This is a genomic window from Paratissierella segnis (assembly GCF_014385195.1).
GTDB lineage: Bacteria > Bacillota > Clostridia > Tissierellales > Tissierellaceae > Paratissierella > Paratissierella segnis.
In genome coordinates this window covers 181,139-195,476 of record NZ_JACRTG010000008.1, presented here as the reverse complement: position 1 = coordinate 195,476, position 14,338 = coordinate 181,139, and the positions used below count along the sequence as shown (strand labels likewise).

Here is a 14,338-nt window from a genome sequence, read left to right as displayed (position 1 = left end):
TTTTCCCCCCCTTATTCTACCGGGATCTTCTTATTTGATACCAGATATATATTTCCATCATCTAGTTCTCCGATATTTTGATCCCCATCAACTGTTGTCTTTTCTAATACGACTGCATTATTGATTTCAGCTCCTGATTTTATTGTACAATTTGGAAGTATGACCGAGTTATTGATTACTGCCCCTTTCTCAACTACTATTTCGTTAAATAGGATACTGTTATTGAGTTCTCCTTCTATATAACAGCCTTCATTGACCATAGAATTGTTGACTATTGCTCCTCTTTGTATGTATTGAGGCGGGAGATTTTTATTTCGTGTATATATTCTCCAATCTCTATCATAAAGGTTTAGTGTATTTTTATCATCTAATAAATCCATATTTGCTTCCCAATAGCTCCTAACAGTGCCTACATCCTTCCAATATCCATTAAAACTCCATGCATACATTTTCTTTTTGTCTTCTAACATTTTAGGCAATATATTTTTTCCAAAGTCGTGATCAGACTGATCATCCTTATTGTCTTTTATCAAATACTTTCTAAGTTCAGTCCAATTGAACATATAAATGCCCATAGACGCCATATTGTTTTTTGGCTTTGAAGGTTTTTCTTCAAATTCTACAATTCTTATGTCTTCATCCACATTTATTATCCCAAATCGAGATGCCTCGCCCCATGGAACTTCCAATACTGCAATGGTTACATCTGCTTTCTTCTCCTTGTGATAATCCAGTAGATCATTGTAATTCATCTTGTAAATATGGTCTCCTGATAAAATTAAAACGTATTGCGGATTCAATTCGTCTATAAAGTCGATATTTTCATATATTGCATTTGCAGTGCCCGTATACCACCGTCCGCCATCCTCTGATGTAAATGGCGGAAGTATGCGCAACCCTCCTACATTTCTGTCAAAATCCCAAGACGAACCAATTCCTATGTGTGTATTTAATAAATAAGGCTTATATTGTGTAAGAATTCCAATGTCCGATATCCCTGAGTTTGCAGCATTGCTTAAGGCAAAGTCAATTATCCTATATTTGCCGCCAAAAGGTACAGCGGGTTTTGCTACTTTCCTGGTTAAAGCCTTAAGTCTTGAACCTTGTCCCCCTGCCAACAGCATGGCTACTACTTTGTTTTCAATCATTGGTCATCCCTCCTTAATTTTAGATATAATCCGCCTAACGATGGTAAATCCACTCTTATTGAATACTTCCTTCCGTGCATAGGTTCATTTGTGGATTTATACGATTTTACTCGCTTTATTTTGCCTCCGTATCTTTTATGGTTACTGTTAATGAGCGTTTTGAATGTTCCTTCTTCTGTAACCCCTATGGGGTAGGATTTTCTCTCTATAGGTGTGAAGTTGAATACGGCAATTAACTTGTCTCCGTGAGAATCGATTCTTTCAAATGCTATTATGCTTTCCTGATGATTGGTATGTTCTATCCATTCAAACCCATCGTAGGATGTATCCTCTTCATATAGACAACTCTCCCTTTTATAAAGTTTATTCAATTCCTTTACAAATATTTGCATCTTTTTGTGCATTTCATAATCCAGTAGAAAATAATCAAGTCCCTGCCATTCGTTCCATTCAATAAATTGCCCAAATTCTCCGCCCATAAAGACAAGCTTCTTTCCCGGATGCGCATACATATATAGGTACAATAGCCTTAAGTTCGAGAATTTCTCCTCGTAGCTTCCGGGCATCTTATTAAGCAATGATTTCTTCCCGTGAACCACCTCATCATGGCTCAATGGCAAAACATAATTTTCTGAAAAGGCATATGTAATGGAAAATGTTAACGCCTTCTGACTTCCTTTTCTGAAATAGGGATCTAGCTCCATATATTTCAACATGTCATTCATCCATCCCATATTCCATTTGAAATTGAATCCGAGCCCTCCTTTATCTATTGGCTGAGTGACCAGTGGCCATGCTGTAGACTCCTCCGCAATCATCATTGTATAAGGGTAATTTTTAAAAACTTCCATATTCAATTTCTTAATAAATTCAATTCCGTCTAAATTTTCTCTTCCCCCATATTTGTTTTTTAATTTCTTTCCGCCGAAGTCTAAATATAACATATATGCAACTGCATCAACTCTTAGACCGTCTATATGGTAATAATCATGCCAATATAGTGCATTGGAAATTAAAAAACTTAAAACTTCAGGCTTGGAAAAATCGAAATTTAGCGTTCCCCATTGCTCATTTTCCGCTAATCTTTTATTTTCCGATTCAAAACAGTTTGTACCGTCAAATTTTATTAATCCATAATCGTTCTTGCAAAAATGTACAGGAACCCAATCCAGGATTACACCTATCCCGCTATTGTGACATTTATTTACAAAGTACATAAAATCTTTTGGCGTTCCAAATCGGCTTGTTGGTGCAAAATACCCCGTAATCTGGTATCCCCAAGAGCCATCATGGGGATGTTCCATTATTGGCATTAATTCTATATGGGTGTAATTCATTTCTTTAACATATGAGACGAGTTCATCTGCTAGTTCTCTATAAGAATATGGACTATTGTCCTCTTTCCTTTTCCAAGACATCAAATTGACTTCGTATATGGATACGGGCTTATGATAGCTTTCCGATTTGTTTTTAATCCATTTATTATCAGTCCATTTAAAACCTTTAATATCATAATATTTTGATGCTGTATTTGGCCTTGTTTCAGCATGAAAGGCATAAGGGTCAGACTTTATAAGTTCCTTCTTGTCTTTAGAAATTATCCTATATTTATATGAATCATATTCCTTTATATTGCTGATGCATATATTCCACAGTCCGCTATTTTCAATTTTTTTAAACGGTAAATCGTTTTCCTCCCATGAATTAAAATCTCCCATAAGATAGACTTCCAGAGCATTGGGCGCCCATACTACAAAACGAACTCCATCGTCTATTTTGTGGGCACCTAAAAATTCATAGGATTTATAATATGTTCCCTCATGAAATAAATAAGCATCTAATTGTCCATCTTCTATATAAAAAATCTCCATTTCTATCACACCACCTTGGAAAATTCACAATTCAAAATTCACAATGCAAAACTTAATTCACAGTTCACAATCGACCCTTGGGTCGTCCTGCCGTGTACCCTTTGTAGTCTAAGGGTGAGCTGGGCAGGATTAACTTAACTATCGAAGGATCTCCGATTTATTGATATATTCTAAATGCTATGGGATTCTTCACTGGCGTTCAGAATGACGCAAGCATTGATTATACTGCCCTTATAGACCCAAAATCACTGCTGGTGTCATCTTGCCGTGTACCCTTTGTAGTCTAAGGGTGAGTGTAACGAAGGATCTCTTGTTTCCCTTAATTCAATTCAAAATTATATCTTTTTATATCTATACCCAAAAATGGTTTCTTCCTTCTTTATATAGTTTTTTTCTACCAATTGATTTAATTTTTCTTCTAATCCATCCATTGTAAATGTAATCTTATCCGTTTTTTCTATATCTGCAATTACATGAATGAGTTCTGTATCATTTACAGGCAGTTTCTTCATGATGATGTTTAAGAATTTCTCATCTTCTTCTTTGGACTTTTTCCACAATTCGTCAAATGGGTTTTCAGTATAAGGGCTTGAGGAGCTAGCAGCTCTAATCCTTGCATAGATTGTCCTTCCTACAGAAGCTGATGAAATAAATACATCTCCCGTTCTCAAATACGGAAGCCTTTTGGATTCTTCAAATGTAAGATCTGTTTCTTCCTTTATGGTCTGAATATCAGAAGCTCTTACAGTTCTAAATATAAATTTTGTATTTAATTGAGCTGTTATAGTTTCATCCAATAATGTAGGCCTTTGTGTAGCCAATATGAGAAATACACCATATTTTCTACCTTCTTGTGATATTTCCTTTATTATGGATTTTGATGGGGATTCAAAAGCCTTTGGAGCAAAATTGTGGGCCTCATCCGTTACAATAATAAACGGAGGAAAATATTCAGCCGTTGTCTTTTTATACAATGCATCCTTATAGTCCCTTCTTTTATGATAGAGGTGATTTAAAAGGTAAGTGCTAAATACCTGTAATATTCTTGTACTGCCTTGAATGACTATCAACTTGCCGTTATTTAAGCCTTCTTCAATTTCTCTGATATCCTTGGAAAAAACACCTTCATTCCCAAGTCTTCTCAGTCTCCAGGATATACCCCTTACTGAGCTGTTTGGGCAGTTCTTATCATATATTTCATATAGAGCCTTTCTCTCCTGCCATGCTTTTCTTTCTTCCCCGCTATTTGCAGTATCTATTCTCATCTGAATATTAGCAATTGAGCCTTCTTCCTGTGCCTCTGACAGCATTTGCAATCTATTTGAAAAGCTCATATAGGAGTCCCTTTTCTTAAACAATACATCTACAACGTTTATCATTGCATCAGTTAATTTGCTTGCTGCGTCTAAAAGGTTTTTTAAATCTTGTGCTGATATGTCTTCAAATCGCACGCCCACGTGGACCCCGATTTGAAGGCATTTAAATTTTCCGTCAAAATCAACTGAATCGTCTTTGATATAACCGGCTATATTGCTAAAATCCATTTCATAATGCGGATCCAATACAATAGTCGGGATGTTTTTTAACATCAGCTCTTCCAGCAAAACCCTTAGTCCAAAGGATTTCCCCGAACCCGATCCTCCGAACACGCCTATATGAGGATATTGATGCATTGATTTAATATCCAATATAAATGGTATTTCCCTCTGAGGTTTGAGTTCTCCTTCTTCAAATGTATATAGAATATCCTTCAAATCTTCATCCATATCAGTTGCCATATCATCCGTATTTCTGATAACACCCAATACCAGCCCTTCTTCTTTTCCGGCATTTATCATCAAATCTTTTACTTCGTGAAAACTCGGCAATCTAACATCCGAGCCTGTTTGTACCGGATAGAGGGCTTCATTCAATAATCTTACCTTTGCTATAAAGATGGTATCCTCGTCTACATTATATCCTAATGCTTTGAGGGATTCTAATACGCTGTTGTCGACAAAATCCCCATAAATATTTAGAGGTATATACCTATTATATGTCTTTGCTTCGACAACTTCTCCCAATAAATTTCCCTGGAAATTATCCTTTATGATTAAAAATTCATTTATTCTAAAGTTCCTTTCTTTGGAACCTATAAATACTTCCTGCTGTGTTGTAATGCCTACTACTTTCATAAATAAACACCTCGTTTTCAATTCATCCCCACTCAGTGAAATTTCACAAGGTATAACCTTGGAAATTTCTACTGTCGGGCACACGGCAATGCACAATTTGTTAGGGTCGAGTTTACGGGTCTCTAAAACCGGAGATCCTTCGGTAGTAAAGTTTATACTGCTACACTCAAGATGACATCCTGCGGAAATAATACTGCATTAAACAGTGTTTACTTATAGAACATTTCTGGCTTTAGAGGCAAATTCATTAAGCAACTTTTGGTAACTGCACTTAAAAGGATGCCACAGCAAAATGTTAGTAGAATGATACGACCATATAGATAGACCTATGAGAGAATTATCTAGTCCCTTCATTTTGCAAGACAGGCTTTTATTGTGTAGTCAAAAGTTAGAAGATGAATCTAAAGACTAAATGCGATGTTGTTCACTGTTCACTATATCTTTACGTCCTTTTATCTCTTTCTGAGACGAAGAATCTTTCATAAACTCCTCTGTCCAAATATCTTTCCAGCAATGCTCTCATCATATCATCTGAGATTTTTACTTCTTTATCAACTATATCAAGCCAAAGGGGTACTCCTCTGCTGTTTTCCGGTGTAAGGGTAAACACCAGACGAGCCATTTCTTCTATATATTCCTTTTGGGTATCTATGATATCCATTCCGATAACCGACGGAGCCAACGATGAACGTAAAAATACCGAAGAATATCCTTCTTTTTTCTTTCTGTTTACTTCATCATCTATTAAAATCATCTCTCCATAATCCAATACCCCAAACAGTAACTCCCGATCATAGAAAATATCCTTTATATCCGGATTTTGTTCTTGCATCACATCTCCTATTATAGAAGTCTTTATATCCTTTATCACTCCTATTAGGATTATACCTTCTTCTTCACATCTGGTTTTCAATTCCATCCACATATCATAAGCATATATATTGTATCTTATAAGTCCGCCGTCCATTAAAATTGCGTAAGGTTTATGTTTCGAAACTGCTTCTATTGCCGCCTTAACTTCCAATGTGGCAAGTAAGGTATTTCTTTTATCTTCTATAATTTTTTCATCTTCCAGTGGGTTTTCCCCATTTTCTGGGTATAAAGGACAATATACATCTGAATTAAAAATGGGGTTATCCGTATATACGGTTGATTTCGCCAGTGCTTGATATATTTCAATATAGTGCGGATAGGCACCGCCAACTCTATTGTTGGATCCGTCAACACCTACGATACCGCCTTTCCCCTCATATATTGACAATATATCTTTATCCAGTTTTTCCATTGGAATTATACTTCCAATATATTGCCTTATGAATGCACGAAAATCATTTTTATTTAAATCTAAGTAATGGTTATATTTATATTCTAATGCATCATTTAGATTTGAAATTTTTTCTTTTAACTCATTATTTAAATTATACATTTTATCACCTAATTATTGAAGTATTTGTAACATTTAGACAGTTTAATTGACATTGAATCGCAATATGGTATAATATGTTTGTTATAAATTGGTATAATAAAGGAGGTAATAATTTGAAATCTACAGGCATAGTTAGACAAATTGATGAATTAGGAAGAATAGTTTTGCCAAAGGAACTAAGAAAAAATTTAGAAATTAAGCCAAAAGAACCTCTTGAAATCTTTGTGGACGGAGATATGATTGTTTTAAAGAAATATGTACCGGCTTGTACATTCTGCGGACAAACTGAAGGCATACAACCATTTAAAAATAAATACATCTGTCCAAAGTGTAAAGAAGAATTAAAGTATTAATTTTCACAATAGATATTCTAAAGAACTTCCCCTTTTAGAATATCTATTTTTTATAGCTTTAAACTCTCTTTATACACAATATTTCTCGGAATATCATTTTCTTCCGAGACTATTTTTACTGCTTCTTTCTTCGATAGCCCCAAATTCAAATATTTTTTCAATTCTCCCCCGACATTTATTTCTTTTTTAATCTCTTCTTTATTACCTTCAACTATTATTACAAATTCACCTTTAACACCTTCTGAAAAATATTCCCTTGCATTTTCCAAGTTGCCTCTAAATATTTCCTCATAATGTTTAGTAAGCTCCCTTGCTATTGCTGTTTTTCTATTTCCAAGAATATTTAACATATCATCTAAAGTGTCCTTGATTCTATGAGGAGATTCATAAAATATAATAGTCCTCCTTTCATTTTTGAGCATATCCAACTCTTTTATCCTGTCTTTCTTTTTGGAGCTTAAAAATCCTTCAAAAACAAATTTATCCGTACTGATTCCCGATATTACCAATGCCGTTATAGATGCTGTTGGACCCGGCAATCCAATGACTTCGATTTCTTCTTCTATAGCCAATCTAATTAAATCCTCCCCGGGATCAGATATGCCGGGCATTCCCGCATCTGTAATGAGAGCAATATTTTTGCCTTCTAACAGCATATCTATCAGCTTGGGGCCTTTCTCCCTAATATTATGCTCATGATAACTGGTTAAAGGCTTCTTGATCTCATAATGATTAAGAAGTATAAGGCTATGCCGCGTATCTTCTGCTGCTATCAGATCCACTTCATTCAAAGTTTTTAATGTCCTTATGGTTATATCCTCTAAATTCCCAATGGGCGTTGGACATATATATAGTTTTCCTGTACTCATATTTGACACCTGATTTCAATTCACAATTCACAATTATTTTCAATTCACAACTCACAATGCACAATGCACAATGCTTTAATCTTTTACCTATTACCTATTCCCTATCTTTTAACTGTTGTTCACTGTTCACTGTTACTTATTCACTGCCTCTCTCTTACCTATTATTTATAAATCCTATATATCTCATCTGTATATGTTCCATCTTCATTATACACTATTAAAGGGTCATAGAACTTTAAATCCTTTTTACCATTTTTTAATCCTTCTATTAATATCAAATTTGGCTTTTTCTCTATCTTAGGCTGAACAAATTTTATATATTTTGGTTCTATTTCATATTTTCTCATAGTATACAATATATCCACTAATCTATCCGGCCTATGTACCAGATAAAATTTGCCTAGTGGCTTCAAAAGATAATTTGTTATATTGAGTATATCCTCAAGGGTGCATTTGATTTCATGTCTTGATATGGCAAAATTCTCATCAGAATTTACTATAGCTCCTCCCTCTTTCATATAAGGGGGATTTGATGTTACAACATCAAATGTATGTTTTGGAAAATATTTTTGTAAATCCCTTAAGTCCATATGTAATATTTTAATTTTATTTTCCAATTTATTTAATTCTATGCTCTCCTTAGCCAATTCTGCAACCTGTGTCTGAATCTCTACACCATATATCATATCAATTTTTCCTTTGTCAATTAACCTTAATGGTATAATTCCGGTACCTGTACCCAGATCCATCACAAGTCCTTTAGGTTTAGCAAAGTCAGAAAGAAAGATTGCATCTGTTCCATAGGAAAATTTATCCTTTAATTGTTTTATCTTGTAATTCGTTCCGGGGACTATATCAATATGAATATTTTCTTTAGACAAAATTGTATACCTCATTTCAATAGATATTCACAATTCACAATTCACAATTCACAATTCACAATTCACAACTCACAATTCACAATGCACAGTTCACAATGCACAATTGAAAGAAAAGTGAAGAGAGTTAAGAACTGCTTTCGTGATAAAAAAAGACCCAAAAGGGTCTCCTTTAAATAAGTACTTTTACTCTGGTTGTGGAGCGTCTACAGGACAAACATCTGAGCAAGAGCCACAATCAATACATTTTTCTGGATCTATAACATAAATATCTCCAGGGGATATAGCTTCAGTAGGGCATTCCGGTTCACATGCGCCACATGCAATACATTCATCAGTTATATGATATGCCAATTTTTTCACCTCCAAGATTGTGTTTACGGTATTATTCTAACAGATATTATATCAATTTTAAAGAGGTAATAAAATATAATTATTCCATCTCAAATAATTCATTAATGCCATGCTCTTCATCACTATTTTCAATCGTCCTCTGATATTCCGGATCGATTTCCCCGGTGGTTTCAATCTCATCTACCTGAAATTGCAATATATCTTCTGTACCATCTTTAAGTTTGATACGTACCTTAACCCTTTCAAGCAGAGTATAAGAATTTACCACTGTTCCTCTTCCCGTCGGTGTAATAACTATACTGCCAACTTGGGGAATTTTTGATATCAATTCTTCATAATTTTCATGCTCATATTTTAAGCAACACATGAGCCTTCCGCAAAGGCCGGAAATCTTTGTTGGATTTAGAGATAAGCTTTGTTCCTTGGCCATCTTTATTGATACAGGTTCAAATTCACCTAAGTATTGAGCGCAACACGCAGTTCTACCGCATGGTCCAACACCGCCAACTAATTTTGCTTCATCACGTACTCCAATTTGCCTTAATTCTATCCTAGTTCTAAATAACGCTGCTAAATCCTTTACTAACTCCCTAAAATCCACCCTTCCGTCAGCTGTAAAATAGAAAATAACTCTATTGTTGTCAAAAGTATATTCAACATCAACAAGTTTCATTTTTATTCCATGTTCTTCTACCTTTTGCTGACAGATGATAAGCGCTTCTTTTGCCTTTTTGATATTTTCCCTATGAATTTCAAAATCCTCATCCAGAGCTATTCTAATTACCTTTTTTAGAGGTGCGACTATTTCTTCATCGTTAACCATCTTGGGACCAATAACTACAAGTCCAAACTCCAGACCCCTAGCTGTCTCAACAATTACAAATTCATTGAATTTTACATCCATATCATCCGGGTCAAAATAATAGATTTTACCTGCTTTTTTAAATCTTACTCCTACTACTTTTACCATTTATATTATCCTCCTATATTGAGAAGCATTGTTTCTATAGATAATTGAAAGTTTACATTTCTACTTATATCTTTTTTGGCTTGTTCTACTCTTTCTATTATATCATTAATATTTTGAAAATCCAAAAAGGTTTCCTTTGATAAGATTGGCATTTTATCCTTATTTATGATTAAATTGCTATCACTGACAAATTTATATATCATTAAATCCCTAAACCAGAAAAGAATCAAGTCCAACACTTCATCAATATTTTCTTTGTTGCTATCAAAAAAATCTTTTGAATCAAAAGCTCGCACCTTATTACCTTTTACCAAGTCGTCAACGATATCTATAACTTCATCTCTTTTCAGAAAAAATTCATTTGAAGTTGACAGTTCTATCGATTTTCCTATTGACCCTTTTGTAAATTCAGCAATAAATCTTGCTTCATCTTTAGACTTATCATAATTATTTACTAAATAGTCAACAACTTTTGCAACTTCTATGGGATAAAACTTTATACTCATTGCTCTGGATAATATTGTGGGTAGGAGACTATTTGCATTGGAAGTAATCAATATGATAACTACATACTCCGGCGGCTCTTCCAGAGTCTTTAAGAGTGAGTTCATAGCTTCACGATTCATCTTATGACAATCGTTTATGATAAAAACTTTCCTCTTGGATTCAAAAGGAGCCATGGCAACATCCTTTATCAAAGCTTCAATATCACCTTTTTTGATTAATCCTTTTTTAGGCTCTAATAATCTAAAATCCGGGTGATTTCCTCTATCGAATTTGATACAAGAAGAGCATCTGTTGCATGGCTCCTGTTTTTGTTCTTCACATAAAAGGGTTTTGCCGAAGGCTTCTGCAGTCATCTTTTTCCCTAGGCCTTCTTCTCCTTCAAATAGAAAGCTATGACTTATAGTCCCGTTTTGTACTAATCTTTTTAGGGATTCTATATTTTTTTCATGGCCTATTATTTCCTTATAATCCATCATACCCTCCGGCTAAACTTTTACGTATTTATCGATGTCCATTATAAATAAATTTGCTCCTCCAACAGTTATTTCATTTTCTCCATCTTTGACTTTCTTGCTTATAACCTGTCCTTTTATAAGTTCCACTACCTCATCAACTTGAGTTTCCTCAATGCCGATTAAAAGAGTAGTGCTTCCTGATTTTAAAAATCCTCCGGTTGATGACAGCTTGGTAGCCCTTATCTTTTTTGTCATCAATGCCTTGACTACTTTATTTATATATTCATCTTGAATTATTGCTATAATTAATTTCATAATTTTCACTCCTTATAACAAGATTTCAATAAGATTTTGCAATTGCAAAAACCTCTCGGAAGTTTCAACGAGACTGAATTTCACCTCGTCATATCCTTATATGTTTTTCAACATCCAACACAAATACAGTTGCTCCTCCTACTTTTACTACCAGCGGATATGGAACATAAGTGTCTCCCGGCATTGTAACCGTCATCAATGATGTTGTAATCTCTCTGGTTTTACCATTTTCTTCTATGGTCTTTATAACTTCCTCAACCTGTGCCTCTTCCACGCCTATTAATAGCGTAGTATTACCTGATTTTAAAAATCCTCCAGTTGATGCTAATTTTGTTACTCTGTAGTCTTGTTCTGTCAAATCATCTAGTAAACTGGGAGCGTCTTGATCTTGCACTATTGCTACTATAAGTTTCATAAATATTACGCCTCCTTTTAAAATAGTAAGTTTTCAACTTCTATAATGCTTTGTCTAAGAACTTCATTTATAGATTTATCTGCATCTATAATCTTAATATTTTTCGGGTACTTTTTTAATAATTCCATATAACCCTGATATACTTTCCTGTGAAATTCGGCACCTTCCTGCTCCAGTCTATCCCCGGCTTCTTTAAGCATCTTTCTTTTTAATGTAAGCTCCGGGTCTATGTGAAAAAATAGAATTAAATCCGGGTAGATTCCCCTTAATCCAAAGTCATTGATCATCTTTACCTTTTCAATGCCAAGATCTCTTCCAACTCCTTGGTAAGCAAGACTTGATAATACAAATCTATCACACACTACTGTCTTACCTGATTCTAGGGCAGGCATTATTTTCTCATAAACGTGTTGCCCACGAGCTGCCGCATAGAGTAGGGCTTCTGTTTCCGGTCCCATATTTGTGTTTTTATTGTCTAATACAATATCCCTAATTTTTTCACCTATTACAGTGCCTCCCGGTTCTCTTGATATAATAAAATCTATGCCTTTACGTTCCAGATAATCACCAATTAAATTTAATATAGTGGACTTCCCGGAGCCATCAGGACCTTCTAAGGTAATGAACTTACCCCTCAATAGACAACAACTCCTTTACTCTATTACTACTGTATGGTCTTTATTATACCCCATTAGTCCAACTATTTCCATACCATTTTCTAATAAGAACATGATATGTTCATATATTTCCTTAGTTATTTCTTCACCCGGAACTATTAGTGGGATCCCGGGTGGATATGGAATAATAGGTGTCGCTGAAACTTTGCCTATTGCATTTTTCAATTCTAATTGTACCTTTTTCCCATAATAAGCATCTGCAGGTTTTATAACAATTTTAGGATTTGGCATCTTTATGCTTACTTTGTTTATTTCTTCATAAGGAGAGGTCTTTGCTAAATCTTCGATTGCAGACAACAATTTTTCATAATCTAAATCCTCATTCATTACAGATGTGAGAATCAGTGCATGATAATAATCTGACATTTCAAGTCTAATATTGTACTTAGTCCTCAATATACTTTTAATTTTAGTTCCCTTAATTCCATCTATACTTATTAATATCTTTGTATTGTCCTTATCATATATTGTTGGGTCTTCAGGATCCCCCGTAAATACATTTACCCTATCTATTGCATTTAATCTCTTTATGACTTCATCTATCTTGGCAAGACTCCATGTCAATCTCTTTCTGCCTTCTCCATCCATATATGCCGTAGCTATTTCATTGGATGCCGTAAATAAATAGGAAGGACTGGTAGTAGTATAGAGCTGATATCTATCTCGCAATTTATTTAAATCTATCCTGTCAGACCCGACATGAATCATGGATGTTTGAGTAAAACTAGGCAGTGTTTTGTGTGTACTATGAATTACTATATCGGCACCGGCTTGCAATGCAGGCATTGGCAGTTTGTCAGAAAAAGTCATATGGGGTCCATGGGCTTCATCAACCATTAAAATTCGATTGTGTTTATGAACTATTTCAGCTATCCTCTTTAAATCTGAACAGACACCATAATAATTCGGATAAGTGATTACTACTGCTTTAATTTCTTTGTCCTCACTCAATGCTTTATCTATGTCTTCCGGATACAGTCCTGTCAATACATTATATTTTTCATTGTAATTCGGATATACATAAACCGGATTTAATCTATTTAAAATTAGTCCATTATAAACAGATTTATGACAATTTCTTTGAATGAGTACCTTGTCACCCGGCTTGGTGATTGTTGCCATTGCAATGTATACACTTCCTGTAGAACCATTTACAGCGTAATACGTGGCCTTAGAGCCAAAGACTTTTGCTGCTAATTCTTGAGATTCTTGTATTATGCCTCTTGGTTCTAAGAGATAATCCATTCCCTCAGTTTCTGTCGTATCTATATAGGGTATATATTTCCCCCATTCAATAAGTGTATTTCTGTTTTTATGACCTGGCATATGAAAAGATACACTGTTTTCCTCCATTAAATTCTTTAGTGCATCAAATACGGGTGTCTTCATTTCCTGCCTCCTATTTTTCATATTATCATTTTTTCTTACTTATTATATATCACTGAAAAATATTTATAAACTATTATTTTTAATAATTTAAAATCAATTCACAATTCACAATCGACCCTTGGGTCGTCCTGCCGTGTACCCTTTGTAGTCTAAGGGTGATACGGACAGTATAAGCATTGCTTTCGAAGGATCCCCGCTTTTTAAGATAGTGAAGAGTGAAGAGGGAAAGATGGGTAATAGGGAATAGGTAAAAATTACTGGGGTCAAGCTTTGAGGCCTTTTAAAAGATAAGTAATAAGTAAAAGGTAGTAAGTAATAGATAAACCCTGTATCAATTTACAGGGTTTAGTTCTTTGCTTATATAATAGCTAAGTAGTATTCTTATTAAATTTTTATACTCATCATAGTCTTCATCATCTATAGAGACTGTTTCAAGTTTATTAAAGCACCTTTTGCACATATATATTCCAAAGATTCTATAACCTTCATTCTCATCCCCGCAAACTTTACAATACATAATCCCACCCCTTACCATAA

Annotated in this window: 15 protein-coding genes; 1 reads left to right on the top strand and 14 read right to left on the bottom strand. The window is 34.5% G+C overall.

The window, feature by feature from the left end; all coding sequences use genetic code 11:
• Positions 1-11: 11 nt before the first annotated feature.
• From H8707_RS03430 to H8707_RS03415, 4 genes are all read right to left on the bottom strand, one after another.
• Positions 12-1,148 (bottom strand): glucose-1-phosphate adenylyltransferase, encoded by a 1,137-nt coding sequence (locus tag H8707_RS03430; protein WP_262428756.1) that lies wholly within the window; start codon positions 1,146-1,148, stop codon positions 12-14.
• Positions 1,145-3,019 carry a 1,4-alpha-glucan branching protein GlgB gene (glgB, locus tag H8707_RS03425; protein ID WP_262428755.1) on the bottom strand — a complete coding sequence of 625 codons (1,875 nt, stop codon included), beginning with the start codon at positions 3,017-3,019 and terminating at the stop codon, positions 1,145-1,147. The genes H8707_RS03430 and glgB overlap by 4 nt, the downstream gene beginning before the upstream one ends.
• 335 nt (positions 3,020-3,354) lie before the next feature.
• Complete coding sequence (locus tag H8707_RS03420; RefSeq protein WP_262428754.1) at positions 3,355-5,193, bottom strand: ATP-binding protein; 1,839 nt, start codon at positions 5,191-5,193, stop codon at positions 3,355-3,357.
• Between the two features lie 442 nt (positions 5,194-5,635).
• Entirely contained in the window at positions 5,636-6,619 is a 984-nt protein-coding gene (locus H8707_RS03415) for a DNA double-strand break repair nuclease NurA (protein ID WP_262428753.1), read from the bottom strand.
• Positions 6,620-6,732: 113 nt separating this feature from the next.
• Between H8707_RS03415 and H8707_RS15160 the strand changes: the two genes are divergently transcribed.
• Entirely contained in the window at positions 6,733-6,972 is a 240-nt protein-coding gene (locus H8707_RS15160; RefSeq protein WP_316699584.1) for an AbrB/MazE/SpoVT family DNA-binding domain-containing protein, read from the top strand.
• Between the two features lie 50 nt (positions 6,973-7,022).
• On the opposite strand, the gene rsmI is transcribed toward H8707_RS15160, so the two are convergent.
• The 10 genes from rsmI to H8707_RS03360 all read right to left on the bottom strand — a co-directional run bounded on the left by rsmI (position 7,023) and on the right by H8707_RS03360 (position 14,318).
• Positions 7,023-7,841 (bottom strand): 16S rRNA (cytidine(1402)-2'-O)-methyltransferase, encoded by an 819-nt coding sequence (rsmI, locus tag H8707_RS03405; RefSeq protein WP_262428752.1) that lies wholly within the window; start codon positions 7,839-7,841, stop codon positions 7,023-7,025.
• A 161-nt stretch (positions 7,842-8,002) separates the two neighbouring features.
• Entirely contained in the window at positions 8,003-8,722 is a 720-nt protein-coding gene (locus tag H8707_RS03400) for a tRNA1(Val) (adenine(37)-N6)-methyltransferase (RefSeq protein WP_262428751.1), read from the bottom strand.
• Between the two features lie 183 nt (positions 8,723-8,905).
• Positions 8,906-9,073, bottom strand: coding sequence for a 4Fe-4S binding protein (locus H8707_RS03395; protein WP_262428750.1), 168 nt, complete (start codon positions 9,071-9,073; stop codon positions 8,906-8,908).
• 79 nt (positions 9,074-9,152) lie between these two features.
• Positions 9,153-10,043, bottom strand: coding sequence for a PSP1 domain-containing protein (locus H8707_RS03390; RefSeq protein ID WP_262428749.1), 891 nt, complete (start codon positions 10,041-10,043; stop codon positions 9,153-9,155).
• A gap of 5 nt (positions 10,044-10,048) precedes the next feature.
• A complete protein-coding gene (gene holB, locus H8707_RS03385) occupies positions 10,049-11,023 on the bottom strand; it encodes a DNA polymerase III subunit delta' (protein WP_262428748.1) in 975 nt (324 codons plus the stop codon).
• A gap of 12 nt (positions 11,024-11,035) precedes the next feature.
• Positions 11,036-11,320: a cyclic-di-AMP receptor gene (locus H8707_RS03380; protein WP_262428747.1), complete on the bottom strand. Its 285-nt coding sequence runs from the start codon at positions 11,318-11,320 to the stop codon at positions 11,036-11,038.
• Between the two features lie 88 nt (positions 11,321-11,408).
• Complete coding sequence (locus H8707_RS03375; RefSeq protein WP_262428746.1) at positions 11,409-11,735, bottom strand: cyclic-di-AMP receptor; 327 nt, start codon at positions 11,733-11,735, stop codon at positions 11,409-11,411.
• Positions 11,736-11,752: 17 nt separating this feature from the next.
• Complete coding sequence (gene tmk / locus H8707_RS03370) at positions 11,753-12,373, bottom strand: dTMP kinase (protein WP_262428745.1); 621 nt, start codon at positions 12,371-12,373, stop codon at positions 11,753-11,755.
• A gap of 15 nt (positions 12,374-12,388) precedes the next feature.
• Positions 12,389-13,801: an aminotransferase class I/II-fold pyridoxal phosphate-dependent enzyme gene (locus H8707_RS03365; protein ID WP_262428744.1), complete on the bottom strand. Its 1,413-nt coding sequence runs from the start codon at positions 13,799-13,801 to the stop codon at positions 12,389-12,391.
• Positions 13,802-14,132: 331 nt separating this feature from the next.
• Positions 14,133-14,318 carry a sigma factor G inhibitor Gin gene (locus H8707_RS03360; protein WP_262428743.1) on the bottom strand — a complete coding sequence of 62 codons (186 nt, stop codon included), beginning with the start codon at positions 14,316-14,318 and terminating at the stop codon, positions 14,133-14,135.
• Positions 14,319-14,338 lie beyond the last annotated feature (20 nt).

Bases quoted from the DNA above. Each gene is read 5' to 3' on its own strand.
- H8707_RS03360 (WP_262428743.1), bottom strand. From the start codon at position 14,318: ATGTATTGTAAAGTTTGCGGGGATGAGAATGAAGGTTATAGAATCTTT.
- rsmI (WP_262428752.1), bottom strand. From the start codon at position 7,841: ATGAGTACAGGAAAACTATATATATGTCCAACGCCCATTGGGAATTTA.
- H8707_RS03415 (WP_262428753.1), bottom strand. From the start codon at position 6,619: ATGTATAATTTAAATAATGAGTTAAAAGAAAAAATTTCAAATCTAAAT.
- H8707_RS03390 (WP_262428749.1), bottom strand. From the start codon at position 10,043: ATGGTAAAAGTAGTAGGAGTAAGATTTAAAAAAGCAGGTAAAATCTAT.
- H8707_RS03375 (WP_262428746.1), bottom strand. From the start codon at position 11,735: ATGAAACTTATAGTAGCAATAGTGCAAGATCAAGACGCTCCCAGTTTA.
- H8707_RS03380 (WP_262428747.1), bottom strand. From the start codon at position 11,320: ATGAAATTAATTATAGCAATAATTCAAGATGAATATATAAATAAAGTA.
- glgB (WP_262428755.1), bottom strand. From the start codon at position 3,019: ATGGAGATTTTTTATATAGAAGATGGACAATTAGATGCTTATTTATTT.
- holB (WP_262428748.1), bottom strand. From the start codon at position 11,023: ATGGATTATAAGGAAATAATAGGCCATGAAAAAAATATAGAATCCCTA.
- H8707_RS03420 (WP_262428754.1), bottom strand. From the start codon at position 5,193: ATGAAAGTAGTAGGCATTACAACACAGCAGGAAGTATTTATAGGTTCC.
- H8707_RS03365 (WP_262428744.1), bottom strand. From the start codon at position 13,801: ATGAAGACACCCGTATTTGATGCACTAAAGAATTTAATGGAGGAAAAC.
- H8707_RS03430 (WP_262428756.1), bottom strand. From the start codon at position 1,148: ATGATTGAAAACAAAGTAGTAGCCATGCTGTTGGCAGGGGGACAAGGT.